The sequence below is a fragment of the Panacibacter microcysteis genome, assembly GCF_015831355.1.
Classification (GTDB): domain Bacteria; phylum Bacteroidota; class Bacteroidia; order Chitinophagales; family Chitinophagaceae; genus Panacibacter; species Panacibacter microcysteis.
In genome coordinates this window covers 838,568-859,223 of the sequence record NZ_JADWYR010000001.1, presented here as the reverse complement: position 1 = coordinate 859,223, position 20,656 = coordinate 838,568, and the positions used below count along the sequence as shown (strand labels likewise).

Sequence of the window (20,656 nt, the reverse complement as noted above, 5' to 3'; positions counted from 1 at the left end):
CTCTCGATTGCCATGTATTGACTTCATTTTTGCCTTTACATGCCGGCCCAAATAATTTCCTTATTTTACGTGATCACCTTTAATCGTCCACACGCATGGCAAACAAGCAATATAACTCCAGGAGATCGTTTATAAAGAATACTGCCGGGGCATTCGCTGCCTTTTATATCGTGCCAAGACATGTTTTGGGAAGAGGATTTATTCCTCCCAGCGATCAGCTTACCAAAGCAGTCATCGGTGTTGGCGGTATGGGCCGCGGCCATTTTGGCTATGCCGGTACGAGAGTAGTGGCTATTTGTGATGTGGATAGCAAGCATCTAGCTGAAGCTGCAGCCATGCTTGATAAAGGCGTAAAAACTTTCTCAGACCACCGGGAGGTAGTAAAACTGCCTGAAGTAGATATTGTGCATATTGCCACACCCCCGCACTGGCACGGCATAATTGCTGCAGACGCGGCACGCGCCGGTAAAGACATATGGTGCGAAAAACCCATGACCAGGACCATTGGTGAAGGGAAAAGACTTATTGAAGTGGTGCAGCAGCATCAGCGCATTTTTCGCTTGAACACATGGTTCAGGTTTGAGGATAATTTCTACGGTATGAAAACAAAAGCGACAGCTATCAAAAAGCTGGTGCAAAGCGGTTTGTTGGGCTGGCCGTTGAAAGTTACCGTTAATAAAACAACCGGCTTCGACTGGAAATTTTACTGGGTAGGCAAAACCAACCTGGAAACTTTGCCTGTACCGCCCGAGCTGGATTATGAACGCTGGCTTGGTCCTGCGCCGTTAAAGCCTTACAACCCTCACAGGGTACACCAGACATTCAGGGGTTACTGGGATTACGATGGCGGTGGCTTGGGAGATATGGGCCAACATTATATAGACCCTATACAGTACATTCTCGGTAAAGATGATACCAGCCCGGTAAGCGTGGCGGTAGATGCGCCGGTTCAGGATAAAGATGCAGTAGGTATTTTCAACAGGATTGAATATACCTATGCAGATGGTTGCAGGATTATACTCGACGGCGAAAATAAAGATGTGAACGCCGCTTACATAGAAGGGCCAAAAGGAAAATTATATCCTGAGTTCAGATCAGATATTCCTGATCTTGAAAAGAAACTCGCATCTTTCCCCGAACCGGAACCGCAGGTTACAGATTTTGTAGAAGCAGTAAAGCAGCGCAAAAAGTTTACCCTGAACGAGATGAACGGCCACCGGTCATGCACCATTGTAAATATGGGCAAAATAGCCATGCAGCTAAACAGGGCGTTGAAATTCGATCCGGAAAAACAGCTATTCATTGATGATGCCGAAGCCAACACTTATATAGAACAACCTATGCGTGGCGACTGGATGATCTAGTTTTTATTATTGTTGTAGTAAGCGCAAACGGTATTCATTACGCAAACCTCGCATTTGGGGTTTGTTGGCCTGCAAATTTCCCTGCCAAGAAAAGACATGGCCATGCCGGCGTCCCATAATTTTTGCGGTAGTATTTCCATCATTTGCTTTTCAATCTTTTTAGGGTCGGTGCCGCTGGCAATACTTAAGCGTGGGGCCACACGCACCACATGCAGGTCAACAATTATTCCTTCAGCCTCAGCGCCTGATTCGCGCTTGATAACGTTGGCAGATTTTCGCCCGATGCCGGGCATTTCGGTTAGTTCATCCAGCGTTAGCGGTATGTTTTTATCCTGTTTAATTTTCCTGGAGAGTTCACTCAGCCACTTCGATTTGTTACCAAAATTCCTTACATCATTTATCTGTTCGGCAATTGCCTCCGGTGTAGCCTGGGATAATGCCTGCATGTTGGGGAAAGCAGCAAAAAATTTGGGCGCTATTTGGTTGATGTGTTTATCCGAATCCTGCGCAGAAAGTACCACCATTACAAGCAACTGGTAAGTATTACCATATTCCAGCGGGTGTTTTTTTCCCTTGTATTTTTTGATCAGGGGCTTTACAGCTTCGGGCCAGTTAACGTTTGCCATAGCAATGTATTTATGCCATAAATCTAACAGAAAAATAAACGTGCTTTGGAAGAAAGTGAGGAGAGAATAATGAGCCCGGCTGCATTGCTGCTATTGCGCATCGTTGCGTCGCACTCTTGTACTGTTGAAGCTTTATTGAGCCTGTGCGAAGATCAACATCAATATCGATCTTAATATTTGGGAAGCAGCATAAACTGATCGCTGCAGCCGCCATAAAAGAGGAACCCTGAACCGAGCGTGGCAACAGGCGATGCCATATGTTCAACTGCCGGCTACCAGATAACTATTCTTTCATATAAGAGCGCAATACTTTGAAAGAAAGGCCGCCATTCTCACCATTTGCCAGCCTGTACTGCACTACACGCTTACCGCCGGTTGGTGTATCTGTGTCACCTGGTTTATATACGGGAAATGTTTGCAAAAGTGTGCCCACCATTACGGTAAAATCGTCGTACCCTTTATAGCCTTCACTTATTTTCGCATCGCTGTAAATATCTGCAAAGCGCACAGGTTGCAGCTCTGTATTACCTTTCGAAGCAACACAAATAATATTGCCCATATTGCCGTTTGCGCCACCGTAAACACAAAGCATAAGATCAGGGTAGCCGTCGGCATTAATATCTTCTACCAGCATTTTGCGCAGGCGACCTTTCACAGGAAATGAAAAGTCCCGCATGTCTTTAAAACCTTTGGGAGAAATGTTTACCTGGTTTTCTGCGTCGTCTTTATTGCTGCAGGTAACACGAAAGCCAAGATTGCTGATCATGGAACTGGAATCAAATTTTTTCGACTGTGCCATAGAAGGCTGGCTGGCCACTATAAATACCAGCAGTATAAAACAGGAAGAAATAATTGTACGCATGAGAGCAAATTAAATGGATTTTTTTCAAACTTGGTTCTTCCTGTGTTGGGTTATAAACAACGCTACGGCTCATTTGTTATGTAGCCATATCTTTGCAATCCTTTTAAAAAGCAAGTATGAGTCAACATTTATCTGAACAGGAAATCATCCGCAGGGATAAATTGAAAGAATTGGCAGCGGCCGGTATAGATGCATACCCGGCCCCATTGTATCCTGTTTCGCATTATTCGAAAGATATAAAAGAAGCGTTTTCAGAAGATACAAAAGATGAATATACAAATGTGTGCCTCGCAGGCCGTATCATGAGTATAAATGATAAAGGAAAGGTATTTTTTATAAAGATCCAGGATAGCAAAGGCCTTATACAATTATATGTTAAGCGTGACGAGATCTGCCCGGGCGAAGACAAGACTTATTTTGATAATCTTGTAAAGCGTGGGCTTGATCTTGGTGATATTATAGGCGCCACAGGCTATGTATTTATTACCAAAACAGGCGAGACCAGTTTGCATACCCAAACCATCACGTTGCTCGCCAAGTCACTGAAGCCTTTGCCCGTTGTAAAACGCGATGAATCAGGCCATGTATACGATGCTGTAACTGATCCTGAATTTAGGTACAGGCAACGTTATGCAGACCTTATCATTAACCCAGACGTAAGGGAAACTTTTTTAAAGCGTACCAGGCTCATTAATACCATACGTGCATTTCTAAACGAAAGGGGCGCACTCGAAGTTGACACCCCGGTATTGCAGGCTATACCTGGTGGTGCTGCGGCCAGGCCATTTGTTACACATCATAACGCTTTAGACATTCCGTTTTATTTACGCATCGCAAATGAGTTATACCTAAAACGCCTGATCGTTGGCGGGTTCGACTGGGTTTATGAATTCAGCCGCAACTTCCGCAACGAGGGTATGGACAGAACGCATAACCCGGAGTTTACAGTACTGGAATGGTACACTGCCTATAAAGACTATTACTGGATGATGGAAATTACAGAGCAGTTGTTTGAAAAGTTAGCGCTTGCATTACATGGTACAACAGAAGTGCAGGTAGGAGATAAGATTATCAACTTTAAAGCACCATACCAGCGTGTATCCATTTACGATGCCATCAAAGAGCATACCGGCATCGATGTAAGCGGAATGGATGAAGACGGGTTGCGTGGCGTTTGTAAACAGCTACACCTGCAGCACGATGCCAGTATGGGAAAAGGCAAACTGATAGACGAGCTTTTCGGTGAAAAAGCAGAAGGTAATTACATTCAGCCAACCTTTATCATCGATTACCCTGTAGAGATGAGCCCGCTTACTAAAAAACATCGCAGCAAGGAAGGACTTGTAGAACGTTTTGAATTAATGATCAATGGAAAAGAACTTGCCAATGCATACAGCGAGTTAAACGATCCCGTAGATCAGCGCGCCAGGTTTGAAGAGCAGGTTCGTTTAATGGAGCGCGGAGACGATGAAGCCATGTTTATTGATTATGATTTTCTGCGTGCGCTCGAATACGGTATGCCACCTACGAGCGGAATTGGCATAGGTATAGACAGGCTTTGCATGTTACTTACCAACCAACCTTCTATACAGGATGTGTTGTTCTTCCCGCAAATGCGGCCCGAAAGAACAGAAGAGTAAAATATTTGTATAAAGAAAACGGCCGCACAAGCGGCCGTTTTCTTTATCTTATGTTGCTACACTTCTTCAGCCACGTCCAGTTTGTGCTTTTTAGCAAACTCATCGCGGTGTTCCTGTAAACTGGTCAATAATGTGGCTACACGTTCAATAGTAGCATCTGCCTGCTCATGAATGTCGGGCAATTCTTTATCCAGCAAGCTTATACCAACATTAATGTTTTCTGCTTCTATCTGTGCCACTTTTTTCAGCAAAGATTCCTGGCTGTTTTTTACATCCTCCAGTTCGCGAAGCATTTTCTCAATAGCTTCCAATTGTTGTCTTTTCTCCATAGGTTTAATTTTGCATTAGTAAGGCAAACACCGTACTCAAATAAGCTATAAGAGGCAGCCTTTTGTCTTTTTTAACAACTGTGTAATCATCCCCTGATAAACGCCATTTTTTTGGTACAAACACCTGTTTTTTATGGCATCGCCTGTTGCGTCGCAATCCTTTCAGCTGCAGAACAGGTAGCATCAACAGTCGCACCTGCGCAAAAATTACCACACATCATCATAAACCAGGGAAGTATTTGAATTAACTTGTTTAATTATGGAACATGTTGCACACTTACAAAAAGATAAAAAACTCGCCTTGCTCATATCGGCGCCCTATCATCAGCTAAAGCTTCGTAAAAACATTGCCCTGCACCTTATGGCAGGTATTATGAGTCAACAATTAAATACAAAGGTGGCAGATGTAATATATCGGCGCTTTCTCGACATATATAAGGGCAAAGAGCCTACAGCAAAACAGGTAATGAATACACCGGCAGAAACGCTGAGGGCAGTAGGATTATCCAACGCTAAAGTTTCTTATGTGCACAACGTTGCAAGATTTTGCATTGAGCATAAAATAACCGATAAGAAGCTGGCGGCAATGACCAATGAAGAGATCATTGCATCACTTACACAAATAAAAGGAGTTGGTAGGTGGACGGTTGAAATGCTATTGATGTTTACACTTGGCCGGGAAGATGTTTACGCAGTTGATGACCTGGGTTTACAAAATGCAATGGTAAAGTTGTACAAACTAAGAACTGTCGATAAAAAAGCCCTGCGTGAAAAGATATTGAAGATATCGGCCAAGTGGAGCCCTTACAGAACATATGCATGCCTTTACCTGTGGAAGTGGAAAGACAAAAAACCTGTTACATAAAAATAAACACAACATGTTACTTACAACAACAAACAACATTGAAGGCAGACCTGTACAACAATACGTTGGTATTGTAACTGCAGAAACAATTATTGGCGCCAATATTTTCAAAGATCTTTTTGCAGGCATAAGAGATATCGTTGGTGGCCGTAGCGGTACTTACGAAAGGGTAATCGAAGAAGCGAGGGCAAGCGCATTGAAAGAACTGGAGCAGAAAGCCATGCAAATGGGCGCCAACGCTGTTATTGGCATAGACCTCGATTTTGAAACAGTGGGCAGCAATGGCAGTATGTTAATGGTTATAGCCACCGGTACCGCGGTCAAAATTTAGTGCTGAAAGGGTTCATCTAAAGCCGGCAAAAATTGCCGGCTTTTTTTTGTAAAGGCTGCTCATATAAATTGATTGGCTGTACAATTTATTGTAGTGAAAATTCTACACTGTAACCTGCGGTGGGTCACTGGTCTGCTCATTTGTTTAATGGATGAACGAAATGAGTTTAACGAAACTCGTAATATAGAAGAAATTAAGGTTTTATGCAGTTTTATATAGTTCGCTTCTGTATACTTTTGTCGCTATAAACATCACGGTAGCGTTATCAAAACTTCAATACATGAAAAAACCGGATTTGCCTTCTGACGAAAACGCAAGATTGCAGGCAATCAAAGAGTATTCAATACTGGATACTATTCCCGAAAAGGATTTTGATGACATTACAGCACTTGCAGCTTACATCTGCAATACATCGGTCTCAACGATCACTTTCATCGATGCAGACAGGCAGTGGTTTAAATCTCACTATGGCCTGGAGAATAATCAGACAGTTCGTGACATTTCATTTTGTGCCCATGCAATTAACTATCCCACTGAGATTTTTGAAATAGAAGATTCGAGACAAGACGAAAGATTTGCAGACAACCCACTTGTAACAGGTGACCCCCATGTAATTTTTTATGCCGGGGTTCCGCTGGTAAATCGTGAAGGCCATGCACTGGGTACTATCTGTATCATAGATCATAAGCCAAAAAAACTTTCAGATGAACAGCGAAAAGTTTTGCGTGTTCTTTCAAACCAGGTGATGCGGCTGTTGGAATTGCGGAAGAAAAATATAGAGTTGGATGAACGCAAGATCGTGCTGCAGCAAACGTTGAATTTTTTTGCACAAACAAGCGAAGTAGCCAAAGTGGGTGGATGGGAAGTTGATTTTGAAAAAAACAAGCTCGATTGGACGTATGTAACAAAAGAAATTCATGAAGTATCATTTGATTTCGTTCCCGATCTGCGCTCTGCAATCGAATTTTACGAAGCCGGTGAAAGCAGGGAAAAAATTAAGGAAGTTGTAGACAATGCAATCGAATTCGGGAAACCTTTTGATGAAGTATTAAAAATTATAACAGCCAGAGGCAATGAACGCTGGGTACGAACAAGAGGCAAAGTTGAGTTCGTTAATAACAAACCGTTTAGAATGTATGGCGTTTTCCAGGACATACACAGCGAAAAAGTAAAAGAAATTCAACTGGCCCGAAGCGAAGAAAGGTTCAGGAAAACTTTCGACCATGCAACCAACGGTATGGCACTGCTTGCTCCGGACGGCAAATGGCTCAAAGTAAATAAAAGCTTTTGCGAAATGCTTGGTTACTCCGTGAACGAGATGCTGCAGATGAGCATGTCTGACATAACCCACCCGGACGACCTTGAAACTGATTTGCGTTATTTAAGGGAGTTGTCTGAAAACAATAAAGATCATTACCAGTTTGAAAAACGGTATGTTCATAAGAACGGGCACATCGTATGGGCTATCATGTCACGGTCTGTTGTAAAAGACCAGTATAATCATCCCCTGCATTTTATTACACAGGTAACTGATATTACCGCAAGGAAGGAAGCAGAACAAATTATTGCCGAAGAAAGAACATTGCTGGCAGCAATCATCGATAATATTCCTGTAAACATTTTTATCAAAGATCGTCAATCAAGGAAGATATTGGTAAACAGGCAGGAGATGCGTTATATGGGCGTACAGAATGAAATGGATGTAATTGGCAAAACCGATTATGAACTATATCCGGCAGAATCTGCCGCTGTTTCAATCGCGGAAGATAAAGCTGTATTCGAAACCGGGGAAGCAATGCTTGACAAAGAAACCTTTAGCAGGAAGTATGATGGTACTGAACATTGCTTTCTTACATCTAAAATTCCGCTCAAAAACAGCGATGGTGAAATAACAGGCTTGTTGGGTATAAGCTATGATATTACTGAGCGCAAGAACAACGAGAAAAAGCTGAAAGATCTTTTAGACGTTACCAGCGAACAGAACATCAGGCTTACAAATTTTGCACATATTGTCTCGCACAACCTGCGGTCTCATGCAACCAATTTTTCCATGCTGCTTTCTTTTCTTGAGACAGAGAAAGATCAGACCGCAAGAAATGAATTATTTGGCCTGCTGAAAAAAGCATCTGATAATCTTACCGAAACAGTGGCGCATCTGAATGAAGTGGTTGCTGTAAATACAAATATTAACCAGGAGATACAGCGGATCAATCTTTACGAGGCTATACAAAAAGTACAAAGCAACGTGCAGGCACAGCTGATACGCGAAGAAGTACATTGTTTAAACGAGGTTGACAGAAATCTTGCTGTTTTTGCAGTGCCTGCATACCTGGATAGTATATTGCTAAATTTTCTAACCAATGCTATCAAATACCGGGACAACAATAAAGAATCTTATGTAAAACTTTCCGCAAAGAGAGAAAATGATTATATTATATTAACGATTGAAGACAATGGTATTGGTATAGATATGAAACGCAACGGCGAAAAGCTTTTTGGTATGTATAAGACATTCCATGGCAACAAAGATGCACGGGGGGTGGGTTTGTTTATTACCAAAAACCAGGTAGAGGCGATGGGTGGAAAAATTGAAGCTGGAAGTGCCCTGGGTGAAGGCACAACCTTTAAAATACACTTTCATGAAAAAAATTGATGTAGCCTGCATTATTGATGATGATCCCATTTTTGTTTTTGCCACAAAGAAACTCATGCAGCTCACAGAATTTTGTAACAGCTTTATGGTTTTCCATAACGGGGAAGAGGCAATTAACCACCTGAGGCCAATATTAATGTCAGGGGAGGCCATACCGGATATCATCCTGCTCGACCTGAATATGCCTGTTATGGATGGCTGGCAGTTCCTGGATGCTTTCATTGAAATACCGTCTTCTAAAACGATAACGATCTATATTGTTTCATCTTCCAAGAACCCGTCAGATTTTGAACGTGCAAAACAGTATGGGCAGGTTAATAATTACATTATAAAACCTGTTACACCTGAGATGCTGCATTCAATTATTGAATCTTATTAACTTTACTATTACGCTGGCTCAATACATTTGCTGTATCAGTCTTGTCAATGCAGATAATTATAGCGCGATGCAAATAAAAGATAGTTTACTTAGCTTTTTAACCTGCCTGTTTCTGGCATCATGTACAACGCAGCCGCATTCAAATGAAGATGTTGCAACCGCAGATATGAAAGACACGCTTGTTAAAACAGCCGGTAAAGATTCCATGCTGTTGCTTACAGACAGACCACCGAATCTTGAAACGCCACTAAAATATTTCCTGCTTGATTATACGCCCAACAATGTTTTTTTTGTACGCTGGCACCTTGCCGGTCTGCCTGCAACAATAGATAAGGATACTTTCCGTCTGCGTATAGGCGGTAACGTTATGCAGCAACTTGCTTTATCAGTTGAAGACCTTAAAACGAAATTTACACCTTATACAATCAACGCTTTATGCCAGTGTGCCGGTAATTCACGGAGTTTTTTCGATCCCCGTGTGCCCGGTGGCCAGTGGAAAAACGGTGCGATGGGTAATGCAAAATGGACAGGTGTAAAATTGAGCGACATTCTTGCGATGGCAAAAGTAAAATCAGGCGCAAAAGAAATTTCCTTCAATGGCCTTGACAGGCCGCCGATGGATTCTACGCCTGATTTTGTAAAATCTCTTCCGTTTGATCTTGCAAATAATGGTGAAGTAATGGTAGCCTATGAAATGAATGGCGAAGCATTGCCTTTGCTGAACGGTTACCCGCTTAAACTGGTGGTGCCCGGCTGGTACGCAACGTACTGGGTTGGTATGTTAAGCGATATTAATGTACTAACCGATACATTCAATGGATTTTGGATGAAGAAAGCATACCTTATACCAAAAGATCGTGCGAATGGAAATGAAAGCCCCGATTCACTGGCGAAAAATATGCAGCCTATCAACAAAATGGACGTACGTTCCATTTTTGTAAGCCCGGAACCCAACGATGTTATTGCTGCCAGCAAAACAACCGACATCAGGGGTGTGGCTTTTGATGGCGGAGATGGTATTCAAAAGGTAGAAATTTCAACAGATGGTGGCAAAACGTGGAATGTAGCCACGCTGGAAAAAAATCTTGGCAAATATGCATGGAGGCACTGGCGTTATGCCTTTACGCCATTGCAGAAAGGCAACTACACGTTAAAGGTTAAAGCTACCAACATTAATGGTGAAACGCAGCCGGAGCACCAGTGGAACCGCAGCGGTTATATGCGCAACGAAATTGAAACCTTAATCATTCAAGTACAGTAGCCATGCAAAAAACCAGCTTTGTTTTTTTTGTATTAGCATCAGTAATATGGTTTGCCTGTAAAGGTAACAGTCAGCATGAAGCTGAAAAGCCTGCTGCTGCAGTTACAGATCTTAATGCATTTCAAACCGTCATGCCGCAGGCACCGGGTTATAATAGTTTCCAGGCTAATTGCATGAGTTGCCATTCTGGCCGTTATGTACAAATGCAGCCAGCTTTACCTGAAAAAACATGGGCAGCTATAGTAACCAAAATGCAAAAGACTTTTGGCGCACCCATAAGCGATTCTGCTGCCAAAGAAATTGTGCAATACCTGGTGGCTGTAAAAGGAAAGTAAGGTTGTGCAATGCTGCATAAAGAACCGGACGTACAAGTGAGTGACACAACTTCAGCCAAATACTTAGGCGAAAGCCTGCTTCAAAATAAAATAAAAGACCAAAAATTCTACTAATGAATGTTATTTTTGCTGCATGGCAAGAATACAAACTGAAAAAGACGTATCCCGCAAGGAAGTAATTCTAAAAGCATCTGCAAAACTCTTTCGCGAAAAAGGTTACAAGGCAGCCAGCATGCGAGACCTCGCCGTAAAAGTTGGTGTTGAAGCTGCCAGCCTCTACAACCACATTCGCTCTAAAGCCGAACTGCTGCACGACATTTGTTTTAATGTTGCCAACATTTTTTTCGATCACATTTCTACCGTAGAAGCATCGAACGAACCGGCAATACAAAAACTCGAAGCGCTTATTCGCTTTCACATAAAGCAGATGATCGAAAACTTCGAAGAAGTGTATGTAAACGACCGCGAATGGCGTTATCTTTCTGAGCCATATTTCTCCAATTACCAGAACCAGCGCCGCAGTTACCGCAAACGTTTTGCTTCAATTATTCAACAGGGTATAGAGCAGGGGCAGATCAATAAGATTGACGCCTCAACTGCTGTACTTATTATTTTGCATGCAATCGGTGGCATAGAATCCTGGCACCGCAGTACACACAAAATAAGTGGTGAAGAGCTGGAAGAAAATATGGTTACCATACTTATAGATGGTTTAAAGAAGTAATTTTTTTGTACCGGGCTGCAGCAAAAGCATTAAGCTTCCGTTGCGTCGCACTCTTGTACTATATATCTACGGGCAGCACCCCGGGCAAAGTCATTGCTCATCAAACAGCAACAGTACTTTATTTTTCCTGTCATTCCCTAAATAATACAAACTGCAATAACATATGTCTGTTCATTTTGAGAAGGTACGTGTAAAGAAAATAAACCGGGAAACAGAAGATTGTGTATCTATTACATTTGATATACCCCAGCCACTGGCTGAAAAATTCGCATACAAACATGGCCAGCATATAGCCATGCGTACTTTTATAAACGGAGAGGAAGTTAGACGCTCTTATTCATTGTGCAGTTCACCACTGGATAATGAATGGAAGGTTGCCGTAAAGAAAGTTGATAATGGTATATTTTCTTCTTTTGCCAACGGAACTTTACAGCCTGGCGATGAGCTGGAACTGATGCCACCCATGGGTCATTTTTTTACAGAGCTGGATGCTGCACATAAAAAATCTTATATCTTTTTTGCCGCAGGCAGCGGCATAACGCCGGTGCTTTCGATTGTAAGAAGCGTATTATTGCTGGAGCCACACAGTAATGTAACACTTGTATATGGCAACAGGAACAGGTCTTCCATTATTTTTAAAGAAGAACTGGAGGCCTTAAAAAACAGGTACATCAACAGGTTTAGGATGATACATAACCTAAGCCGGGAAAAAACAGATGCAGAAATCAATTACGGACGTATAGATGCAGCAAAATGTGCCATGCTTTTTAGCAAACTGCTTAATATTAAAGCAGATGAGTTTTTTATCTGTGGCCCGGAAGAAATGATATTTAGTGTGAGGGATTACCTTCGGGAGCAGGGTGTAGACCAAAAGAAAATACATTTCGAATTGTTTACAACTGCTGGCAGTAACAAGCCTAAAAAAGTTCAGCATTCCAATACAGATAATAGTGCTAAAAGCCATGTAACAGTAAAACTGGATGGTATTGCATTTAACTTTGATATTCCTTTTAACAGCGATGATACAGTATTGGACGCAGCTGCAAAACAAGGTGCAGACCTTCCGTACAGTTGCAAAGGCGGCGTTTGCTGTACATGTAAAGCAAGGTTGCTTGAAGGGGAGGTAACGATGGATGTACATTGGGGGCTGGAGCCGGAAGAAGTGGAAGAAGGGTATATTCTTACCTGCCAGGCACACCCGGTATCAGAGAAAGTTGTTATAGACTTTGATATTAAATAAGCCAGTTTGCCAATAGGCTATTAGTTGGTTGAAGGTTGCAGGAGTTCAAAGCAATCTCTGATTACCTCGAACGTTATTTTTTCTGCCGTTTCTTTTGGCTCTCCGTCAATGTGCAGTGGCGCGTGTTTTATGTTGTTGATAGTTATTTTGTTTGTTTGAAAGTAAAGTATGTTTTTCTTGCTCATATCTTCCACCAATTGCTGCATTTTATTATTGCCCCTTAATTGCTTTAAAATGGCGAATGGCAATTTAGCCTTGTTCATTTTCTGTACAATAACCACATCGAGCATGCCATCGTTTAAACTGGCTTTTGGAGCAATGGTTACATTGTTGCCAAACTGGTTGGCGTTGGCAACGCTGATAAAAAACGCTTCTGTAAAAAATGAAAAGCCATCTACTGCCACCTCAAACTGGTAAGGGTGTGCTTTAAAAAAATTGATAATGCTTTGTTGTGTATAGGTAATTAAACCCCGGCTGCTTTTAGTGGCAAAGTCGTGGGCCACTTTAGCGTCGAAGCCAACACCGCTGAGCATACAGGAGAACTGGTCGTTTACCATGAAAGCATCTACGACCGACGCGTTCCCTTCCAGTATGATATTGATAGCACGGGTAATATTTTTTGGAATACCTGCAGCTAAGGCAAAACCATTTCCACTGCCAAAAGGTATAATACCAAACTTAACCTTTTCCTGGTGTAAGGATTGAACTACCTGGTTCACCGAGCCATCGCCGCCAATGATAACAATATCAGTAACTTTTTCGTCGTGAATTTTTGTTCTTAGAAAATCGTAGTTGCCCGAAGCCACAGTTGGCAGGATCTCAAACTGTATCGCCTGTTGTTTGCAGGTTTCTTCAATTTGTTTGAGGGCATTATCTTTTTTGGCACCGCCAGAAATAGGGTTAGAGAGAAAGACTATGTTTCTTTTCATAAAAGTATACAAAATGGCGGCCTTCGTTTAGAAAGACGCAAATGTAAAGCTATTCGGGTTCATCATGATCATAAGACAGAATATATGTTCTAACAATGGTTGCCAAATAATACCTTTTCTTTATTTCTTGCTTCCACCATAATTTTTCAAGGGCCGGTTATCACTGCTGAAAAAAGTTATACAGTACAAGTGAGTGACACAACAGGCGATGCCATACTAACCAAATGCCGGCAACTCAATAAAAAAAAGCTGCCCGAAGGGGCAGCCTTTGATTTCAGAGGTCAGGTTTTTTATAATTTTTCATCATGTTGTGAAACGTCGAGGCCAATTTCTTCTTCCTGGTCAGTTACGCGAAGTGGGTGAATGATATCTACCACTTTGAACAGAATTAAACCCATTACAAAAGCGAACACTACCACAATAACGCAGCCGAGCAACTGGTGAAAGAAAAATTCTGTACCACCATACAGCAACCCGTCGTTGCCTGCAGCATTGATGCTTTTATTTGCAAAGACGCCCGTAAGAATCATTCCAACAATACCACCAATGCCATGACAGGGGAACACATCCAGCGTATCATCGATTGTGGTTTTGCCTTTCCAGTAAACTGCGATATTGGAACAAATAGCACCAATAAAGCCAATAAAAATACTTTGTGGTAATCCGACAAAACCGGCCGCCGGCGTAATAGCAACGAGGCCTACAACAGCACCTATGCAAAAGCCCAGTGCAGAAGGTTTTCTGCCTTTAAGTGCGTCAAAGAATATCCAGGCAAGTCCTGCTGCTGCAGATGCGGTATTTGTATTGGCAAAGGCTGTAACTGCAAGGCTATTGGCAGCGAGTGCAGAACCAGCGTTAAAGCCGAACCAGCCAAACCAAAGCAGGCCTGTTCCTAATAACACATAAGGTATTCTTGCAGGTTTAACCTCTTCTTTCAGCATATGCGCTTTTCTTCTTTTCAATACCAGCGCTCCGGCAAGTGCGGCACAACCGGCGGAGATGTGCACCACTGTTCCGCCTGCAAAATCCAGTACCCCCATTTTGAACAAAATCCCGTCGGGATGCCATGTCCAGTGTGCCAGAGGGGAATAAATAAACAGGCTAAACAGTATCATAAAAAGAACATACGAGGTAAATCTTATTCTTTCTGCCGTAGCACCAACCACAAGTGCTGGTGTGATAATGGCAAACTTCATTTGAAACAGGGCAAATAAAAGGATGGGGATGCTTGGGGCAAGGCTCCAGGCTTCGTGACCATTAAGCCCTTTCATCATAAAAAATTCAGAGGGACTTCCGATAAAGCCACCGATAGAGGACCCGAATGCAAGGCTAAAACCTATTACAACCCATAATACACTGATGAGACCTGTTGCAATAAAGCTTTGCAACATCGTAGAGATCACATTTTTCTTGCTTACCATGCCGCCATAGAAGAAAGACAAACCTGGCGTCATTAATAAAACCAGCGCTGATGAAATGAGCATCCATGATATGTCTGCCATGTTATACACTTTAGACCCATCAAAATCCGCAGTAAGCGGTATGAATATTCCTGCAATAGAAATTACAGTCAGAAGAATAAACGGGACCGGACTTGTACTTTTCATAAAAGGTGTGATTTAATTACGAAAAAAGGTGGTCTTGAGTAGTCATAGGAATGCAACAGGCGGGTTAGAATGTAAATACAGCTGCAAGTATTCCTGTAGCAGTTGTTTTAGAGCTTCCACCGTCTCCTTTTTCAAATATTTCTTTGGAAGCGTTATCGATCCTTATTTCGGGAATGATAAGAAGATTGCCGATTTTAAAATTGGCAGACAGGGTACTTTGGAAAATATCGGCGCCTGTTTTTAAGGCATATTTTTCATCGCCAAAGTATTCAGTGCGTAAGCATAGGCCAAATTTATCTGTAGGCATGAAATTGAAATAAAGTGCGGAGCCCCACCAGCTTTGTGTTTCATCTGCTTCCTCATTTTTTACAGATTGTATAGTGCCATCATACCCAATGCTGAATTTGTCGCTCAATGTTCCAATCAGTGTTAACCCCAACTGGTTAAGGTTGGATGCAGACGGTAAGCTTGCTTTCGCACCAAAATAGCCCTGGTAGTTAAGATAAGCAGAGAATTTGTCTCCTACATGGCTAAACTGCCCGAGCAATGTTTTTGTGGGGGCGGACGAAGGTGCGGTTACATCTGTAGGGTTTGCGATACCGATCATTAACCCGTTACCCTTGCCCAGCGTGAAATCAGCTTTGATACCTGTATGTGTAAATGGTCCGTAAGAAAACATATAAGACATGCTGTAATTTTTGTTCAATGCGGGATCTACCAGTTCGTACCCAATATGCGTAGACCATTTACCAATTGTGAACTTCACAGCCTCTGAGGGAGCATAAGATACAAACGCCTGTTTCACGGGTACCAGGTAATCAGGGTCAGCATAAGAAAATTCTTTTGCTCTCGGTCCGAAACCGAGATCGGCAACAACACTTACTTTTCCCGTGCTGTATTCGGCTTTTAAAGAAGCCATGCCCAACTGGAAAGAGTTTTGCGAATTAGTAAAGCTGGTACCACCGGTGTTGAAACTTTCTTTAGGATCGCTAAAATTGTAGCGGTAATAAGCATCCACATAACCAGAAATTTTTAAAGGCGGCTCGGCAGTACTTGTAGAATCCTGTGAAAAAAGGGGTACAGCAGTTGACATCAAAAAAGCAATGGAGAGAGTTTTCCTTAGCATGTAACTTGATTTAAACGTTAAACAAAATAGAGCCATAAGAATTTTCATATGGTTAAATGCTTACACATCTATCTCAAGCAATCGTCAGGTGGTTTGGTGTCAGTTTCGGTCTTTGATAATTTCCAACCAATTGGCAAATTATGTTGAAAATCTATAATGTTAATTTTTATTATTCAAATATATCTAAAAGAACTGATTTTTATTCGAGAAGTATATATAAATTATTTTATAATGTGTACATTTCTGCGCCTTTGTCGGATTATATCATTAATTATTAAGGCATAAGGTTATTACTTTTAATATTAGTATATATTATATATAAGAAAAGGTATGCTTTGCATACCTTTTCTTAGAAAAATTAAAAAATATTTTAGCCTTCTACAGTTTTTTCTGTTATAGTGCCGTTTGTATTTACGAGCAGTGTGCCTTGCAAATATTTCTCATTATGCTGGCTCGCATCAAGGCCTGCTTCTTCTTCTTCCTCACTTACCCGGAGTGGTAAAATGAAGTTGATAAATTTAAATATCAGGTAAGAAACAACAAAGCTGTAAGAAACCGCAATAAGCATTGCTTTTAATTGCGTAAAAAAGAAAGCGGGATTTCCATAGAATAATCCGTCATTGCCCGCAGGGTTTACGCTTTTAGTAGCAAACAATCCTGTCATTAACATACCTACAATGCCGCCAATACCGTGGCATGGGAACACATCCAATGTATCATCAAGCTTGGATTTAGATTTAACGTACACAGCAACGTTTGAAATGATGGCTGCAACCACACCAATAAAGATGCTTTGCGGAATTGCTACAAAACCAGCAGCGGGAGTAATAGCAACCAGGCCTACAACTGCCCCAATACAAAAACCCAACACAGAAGGTTTTTTACCTTTCATTACATCAAAAAACATCCAGGATAAACCTGCAGCAGCGGCAGCGGTATTAGTAGTGGCAAAAGCCGAAACCGAAAGGGCATTTGCCGCAACGGCAGATCCTGCATTAAAACCAAACCAGCCAAACCAAAGAAGACCTGTTCCTATAAGTACGTAAGGTATATTGGCAGGTGGTATCTCTTCCTGTGCCATGTGAACCTTTCTGCGTTTTAAAACCATTGCACCGGCAAGTGCTGCGCAGCCGGCAGAAATATGCACAACTGTTCCGCCTGCAAAGTCAAGAGCGCCCATCTTTGCCAGAAAACCTTCCGGGTGCCATGACCAATGCGCTAACGGCGCGTATACAAGAATACAAAACAAAACACTGAATAACACGTAAGCTGTAAAGCGTATTCTTTCTGCAACTGCACCAACTACCAGTCCCGGTGTAATGATTGCGAACATTAACTGGAACAATGCAAAAAGAGTTAGCGGGATTGTTGGCGCAAAAGTCCATGGGGCGCCCGATGCAATTCCTTTAAAGAAAAAGTGATCAGCTGGGTTGCCAATGAAGCCGCCTATGTCTGAACCAAAGCATAAACTGTAACCTACCACTACCCATATAACACTCACGATACCAGCGGCAATCAGGCTTTTGATCATAGTCGAGAGCACATTTTTTCTGTGCACCATGCCTCCGTAAAAGAATGCAAGACCGGGAGTCATTAAGAACACAAGCGCGGTGGCTACTATTAGCCAGGCCGTATCTGCTGCACTATAGGTGCCTTTGTCGTCATAAGCTGAAAACGAGGGAACAAAAATGCTTCCGATTGCCACTACAACAAGTACGAGGAATGGCGCAATTTGTTTAAAGCTGATTTTTTTCATTTAGAGGGAATTTCAAATTAAGAAAATTATAATATAACAAATAGTGGTATAAAAATACATTTTTATTCAATAGATGGCGAAAATCACTCAAATATTTTTATATAATATGGTATTTGTGTGGATAAATTCTAAAGACAATTAGATTAGAGAGGGGAAAGGGAAACAAAACAACATATATCTAAATTAATAATATATTATTAAAATTAATGTAAAACCATTGGTTATGGTTTTCCGTATATAAGGCAGCATTAACGTACTTCAAAATAGCGGGGTTTTTTAAGATGAATAAAGGGCTGCTTTTTAGTGGCCCTTTCTTTAGTTTTGCCTATATGAAAGTTGCCGTAACAAAATTTTTACCGGGAATAATGTGGGTATTTGTAATATTTATTTTGCTTATAATGCCCGGGTCTGATATTCCTGCCAATGAATGGTTCGAGATACTATTTTTTGATAAATGGATTCATACAGGTCTTTTTGCAATATTGGTTTTTTTATGGGCACTGCCGCTGAACACGCAGGTGAACAGAAATGTGTTTTTGACCGTGATTATTATTTTGTCAGTTTTATATGGTGTTGCCATGGAGTACGTACAAAAACACATCGCTCCCACAAGAAGTTTTGATATTACTGATATGATTGCAGATACGGCTGGTGCATTAACGGGTGCGGTGGTTACAACGATTTTTTATAAGAGGGATAAAAAATAAATAGGCCCCTGTGGAAACAGGGGCCGCAACCAAAACTAACTGCTTATGAGAAAATTGACTAAGTTTCTATTGTTACATTTTACAAACCGGATGCCAGAAATAAAATCTATTTGTTAAGTATCTCCTAATCGCCCCGTTTTTATTTCCTGTCCCGTGTTATTTATAGATGCAAATTTCAGTCAAAGTTTAATAAGAAAATGTTAAGTAAAAGTCGAATTCTTGTTAATCGTTTTTACTTCAAAAACCAAGCATATAACCAAGGATTACCGTTGCTGCACCGGTATTGCTTTGCCCATTGGCTTCATCTTTCTGAATTGGTCTAAAGCCATAATTCCCACCTGCTGTCAAAAAAAACTTGCTATCATTTTTCAGTTTCAGGCTTACACCCAAACCTCCCTGCACGCCAACATTAAACCTGTTGATATCGTTGATCACATTTGTGGTTGCGGCAAAATCTGCAGGTGCCGGCAATGCCGGCTGTGTAAGTTGTTCATCAAAATACACATTGCTTTTGCCTGATGAGAGATTTTTTGCACTCAGCAGGTATCCAACATATGGCCCGCCGTTTACAAACAGTCCGAATTGATTGTTTAAAGCGTATTCCAGTTTAATAAGTACAGGTAACTCCAGGTAATTGAGGTGTACTTCATTACTGAACACCGCATAAAAATATTTAGGCACATCAGTACCAGGTGGGAAGAATGATGTATAAGGTTTGCTCGAAATAGCCTGTAAACCACTTTTTTTGCCGCCCTGAGATGCATAATTCAATTCCGTTTGCAGGTAGAAAAAGTTGGATAGCTTATACGCCGCAACAACGCCAAAATACGGACCCTGTATAGAAGACCAGCCCCTGCTAACCGGGTTAGAAGACGATGATTTTAAATTTGGTATGCTTACACCTCCTTTAACACCCACCCATACAGATTGTGCGCACGCAACAGAACAAAAGAAAAGACATGCAAGCAAACCAGTTAAAAAGTGTTTCATTAACTGTTCAGTTTTGTTACTAAAGTTAATCAAACACCCTGTTGAATGTAGAAAGATATTTATGTAGCCGGCGGTACAACCTGTGGCATCACCTGTTGCCACGCTCGGTTCAACGTTCCACTTTTATGGCATCTGTCCCGGTTCGGGCAGGTTTACAAAAGCGTGTTTCTAGGATTTGAGTTGAAAGTGGAAAATTGTACCGGCCATGTAAAAAATGCCACACAAAAAAGCCGGAATTTTCCGGCGTTGTTTACGTAGAAATAATGAGCTTAATTAAAGAAGCCTTTTACTGTATCCATAATTCCGCCGTCTTTTCCATTGTTGAATTTTGATAAGACGTCCTGTATATTTAAACCACCGGCCGAACCACCGGAAACTTTTTGTAAAATATCCTGCAGGTCAAAACTATTATCATTCGGGTCATTTGTTTTATGTACAAATTTGCCCAGTATGTTGGGAATAAGATTGTTGGCAATGTTGGCAGCCTGCGCACTGTCAAGACCAAACTTTTCCATCAGGTTTTGTACAAAGCCACCCTTCATGTTTTCAGCAAGAGGCGATGAGCCGGCATTGTTTCCATTGGTAAACATTCCAACTACATCATTAATATTACCACCGGCTATTGCTCCTTTTAAAGTATCGAGAATAGAAGAGGAGGCCAGCCCTACCGCTTCATCATTTCTTTCATTTGGAATGGCGGGGTTATTAATAATACTGTCACCGGCGTTTTCTTTTACAAGATTGATTAAATTTTCCAGCATAGCAATTCATTTTTGTGGTTAGGTAATTATAACTGGTAAGATACTTATAGCAGCGGACATTATAACAAATATTGATCATCTGCAGCGCCAGGTTGTTACCAGCCGCATTTTTAACGCTTAGCCTGCGCACAGGTCTTCGCGTTTGCCCAATAATGCTTAACAGTTGAAGAG

20 protein-coding genes are annotated in these 20,656 nt (G+C 41.5%); 11 read left to right on the top strand and 9 right to left on the bottom strand.

Going from position 1 to position 20,656, the window contains the following annotated elements; translation table 11 throughout:
• Positions 1-95: 95 nt before the first annotated feature.
• Positions 96-1,364: a Gfo/Idh/MocA family oxidoreductase gene (locus tag I5907_RS03520; protein WP_196989343.1), complete on the top strand. Its 1,269-nt coding sequence runs from the start codon at positions 96-98 to the stop codon at positions 1,362-1,364.
• Here I5907_RS03520 and I5907_RS03515 read toward each other — a convergent pair.
• Both I5907_RS03515 and I5907_RS03510 read right to left on the bottom strand, forming a co-directional pair.
• Entirely contained in the window at positions 1,361-1,990 is a 630-nt protein-coding gene (locus tag I5907_RS03515; RefSeq protein ID WP_196989342.1) for an endonuclease III domain-containing protein, read from the bottom strand. The genes I5907_RS03520 and I5907_RS03515 overlap by 4 nt on opposite strands.
• 283 nt (positions 1,991-2,273) lie before the next feature.
• Positions 2,274-2,852, bottom strand: a complete 579-nt coding sequence (locus I5907_RS03510) for a hypothetical protein (protein ID WP_196989341.1) — start codon at positions 2,850-2,852, stop codon at positions 2,274-2,276.
• A 116-nt stretch (positions 2,853-2,968) separates the two neighbouring features.
• On the opposite strand from I5907_RS03510, the gene lysS reads away from it, so the two are divergent.
• Positions 2,969-4,492, top strand: a complete 1,524-nt coding sequence (gene lysS / locus I5907_RS03505) for a lysine--tRNA ligase (RefSeq protein WP_196989340.1) — start codon at positions 2,969-2,971, stop codon at positions 4,490-4,492.
• A 56-nt stretch (positions 4,493-4,548) separates the two neighbouring features.
• Here lysS and I5907_RS03500 read toward each other — a convergent pair whose 3' ends face one another.
• Entirely contained in the window at positions 4,549-4,821 is a 273-nt protein-coding gene (locus I5907_RS03500) for a hypothetical protein (protein ID WP_196989339.1), read from the bottom strand.
• A 259-nt stretch (positions 4,822-5,080) separates the two neighbouring features.
• Here I5907_RS03500 and I5907_RS03495 point away from each other — a divergent pair, with 259 nt between their 5' ends.
• The 8 genes from I5907_RS03495 (at position 5,081) to paaE (ending at position 12,609) form a co-directional block, all read left to right on the top strand.
• Positions 5,081-5,686: a DNA-3-methyladenine glycosylase family protein gene (locus I5907_RS03495; protein ID WP_196989338.1), complete on the top strand. Its 606-nt coding sequence runs from the start codon at positions 5,081-5,083 to the stop codon at positions 5,684-5,686.
• A 13-nt stretch (positions 5,687-5,699) separates the two neighbouring features.
• Positions 5,700-6,017, top strand: coding sequence for a heavy metal-binding domain-containing protein (locus I5907_RS03490; RefSeq protein ID WP_196989337.1), 318 nt, complete (start codon positions 5,700-5,702; stop codon positions 6,015-6,017).
• A 280-nt stretch (positions 6,018-6,297) separates the two neighbouring features.
• Positions 6,298-8,670 (top strand): PAS domain S-box protein, encoded by a 2,373-nt coding sequence (locus I5907_RS03485; RefSeq protein WP_196989336.1) that lies wholly within the window; start codon positions 6,298-6,300, stop codon positions 8,668-8,670.
• On the top strand, positions 8,657-9,049 hold the full coding sequence (locus I5907_RS03480; RefSeq protein WP_196989335.1) for a response regulator: 393 nt from the start codon (positions 8,657-8,659) through the stop codon (positions 9,047-9,049). Before I5907_RS03485 ends, I5907_RS03480 begins: the two co-directional genes overlap by 14 nt.
• A gap of 166 nt (positions 9,050-9,215) precedes the next feature.
• A complete protein-coding gene (locus I5907_RS03475; protein ID WP_196989334.1) occupies positions 9,216-10,310 on the top strand; it encodes a molybdopterin-dependent oxidoreductase in 1,095 nt (364 codons plus the stop codon).
• Positions 10,311-10,312: 2 nt separating this feature from the next.
• Positions 10,313-10,645: a c-type cytochrome gene (locus I5907_RS03470; RefSeq protein WP_196989333.1), complete on the top strand. Its 333-nt coding sequence runs from the start codon at positions 10,313-10,315 to the stop codon at positions 10,643-10,645.
• Positions 10,646-10,778: 133 nt separating this feature from the next.
• Complete coding sequence (locus I5907_RS03465; protein ID WP_196989332.1) at positions 10,779-11,369, top strand: TetR/AcrR family transcriptional regulator; 591 nt, start codon at positions 10,779-10,781, stop codon at positions 11,367-11,369.
• A gap of 163 nt (positions 11,370-11,532) precedes the next feature.
• The gene (paaE, locus tag I5907_RS03460; protein WP_196989331.1) at positions 11,533-12,609 is read left to right on the top strand and encodes a 1,2-phenylacetyl-CoA epoxidase subunit PaaE; all 1,077 of its coding nucleotides are present in this window, start codon (positions 11,533-11,535) and stop codon (positions 12,607-12,609) included.
• Between the two features lie 20 nt (positions 12,610-12,629).
• Here paaE and I5907_RS03455 read toward each other — a convergent pair whose 3' ends face one another.
• The 4 genes from I5907_RS03455 to I5907_RS03440 all read right to left on the bottom strand — a co-directional run bounded on the left by I5907_RS03455 (position 12,630) and on the right by I5907_RS03440 (position 18,027).
• Positions 12,630-13,538 (bottom strand): YegS/Rv2252/BmrU family lipid kinase, encoded by a 909-nt coding sequence (locus tag I5907_RS03455; protein ID WP_196989330.1) that lies wholly within the window; start codon positions 13,536-13,538, stop codon positions 12,630-12,632.
• Between the two features lie 290 nt (positions 13,539-13,828).
• Complete coding sequence (locus I5907_RS03450) at positions 13,829-15,145, bottom strand: ammonium transporter (protein WP_196989329.1); 1,317 nt, start codon at positions 15,143-15,145, stop codon at positions 13,829-13,831.
• A 64-nt stretch (positions 15,146-15,209) separates the two neighbouring features.
• The gene (locus I5907_RS03445) at positions 15,210-16,271 is read right to left on the bottom strand and encodes an outer membrane beta-barrel protein (protein WP_196989328.1); all 1,062 of its coding nucleotides are present in this window, start codon (positions 16,269-16,271) and stop codon (positions 15,210-15,212) included.
• Between the two features lie 370 nt (positions 16,272-16,641).
• Positions 16,642-18,027, bottom strand: coding sequence for an ammonium transporter (locus tag I5907_RS03440; RefSeq protein ID WP_196989327.1), 1,386 nt, complete (start codon positions 18,025-18,027; stop codon positions 16,642-16,644).
• Positions 18,028-18,308: 281 nt separating this feature from the next.
• Between I5907_RS03440 and I5907_RS03435 the strand changes: the two genes are divergently transcribed.
• On the top strand, positions 18,309-18,734 hold the full coding sequence (locus tag I5907_RS03435; protein WP_196989326.1) for a VanZ family protein: 426 nt from the start codon (positions 18,309-18,311) through the stop codon (positions 18,732-18,734).
• 237 nt (positions 18,735-18,971) lie between these two features.
• Here I5907_RS03435 and I5907_RS03430 read toward each other — a convergent pair whose 3' ends face one another.
• The gene (locus tag I5907_RS03430; RefSeq protein WP_196989325.1) at positions 18,972-19,724 is read right to left on the bottom strand and encodes a porin family protein; all 753 of its coding nucleotides are present in this window, start codon (positions 19,722-19,724) and stop codon (positions 18,972-18,974) included.
• 269 nt (positions 19,725-19,993) lie between these two features.
• Complete coding sequence (locus I5907_RS03425; protein WP_196989324.1) at positions 19,994-20,485, bottom strand: DUF937 domain-containing protein; 492 nt, start codon at positions 20,483-20,485, stop codon at positions 19,994-19,996.
• Positions 20,486-20,656 lie beyond the last annotated feature (171 nt).